General features: G+C 53.2%; 2 protein-coding genes. Both read left to right on the forward strand.

Going from position 1 to position 617, the window contains the following annotated elements:
- The coding region (locus QP909_RS11735) for a transposase (RefSeq protein WP_234447513.1) at window positions 1-252 on the forward strand (252 nt) is incomplete at its 5' end.
- The coding region (locus QP909_RS11740) for an IS3 family transposase (protein WP_284767327.1) at window positions 252-617 on the forward strand (366 nt) is incomplete at its 3' end. The genes QP909_RS11735 and QP909_RS11740, both read left to right, overlap by 1 nt.

Below are 617 nucleotides of genomic sequence, written 5' to 3' on the forward strand. Positions count from 1 at the left end.
GTAATCGAGTCAGAGCGCCCGATCGCTCATGTGGCTAAGGAGATTGGCGTCTCCGCCGGGCTTTTAGGCCGGTGGGTCAAACTCGAGCGTGAACGCCGAGGGGCCTCGGATGGGATGAGTGAGGCGGATCTTCGTGCTGAGAATGCTCGTCTGCGCCGTGAGTTGGCGGAAGCCAAGATGGATAATGAGTTTTTGTCAAAAGCGACAGCCTTCTTCGCCGCGAAGCAACGCGAGCAGAAAAGTTCGAATTGATGCAGCAGGAGAAGGCAAACTACAGCATCAAACGCATGGCACGGCTATTAAAAGTGTCTCGGTCTGGATACTACAAATGGGCTGATACGCAGCAGAAACGACTATCCGGAAAAGATAATCGTGCAACATTTTACGATGACGTTGACCGCAAGATTCATCAGATCTGGAAAGACTCCGATGAGGTTTATGGTGCTCCCCGGATCACCGCAGAACTTACCGAGCGCTACCAGATCACCCTGAATCGCAAGACTGTGGCTAAGCGGATGCGCCTGATGGGAATTGAAGGGATTTCACCGCGTGCCTTTGTCCCGGTGACAACGATTCAATCCAAGCGTAAGTCAGCTCTTCCTGACCTGGTCAAGCGC

Source organism: Corynebacterium sp. MSK195 (assembly GCF_030228885.1).
Classification (GTDB): Bacteria; Actinomycetota; Actinomycetes; order Mycobacteriales; family Mycobacteriaceae; genus Corynebacterium.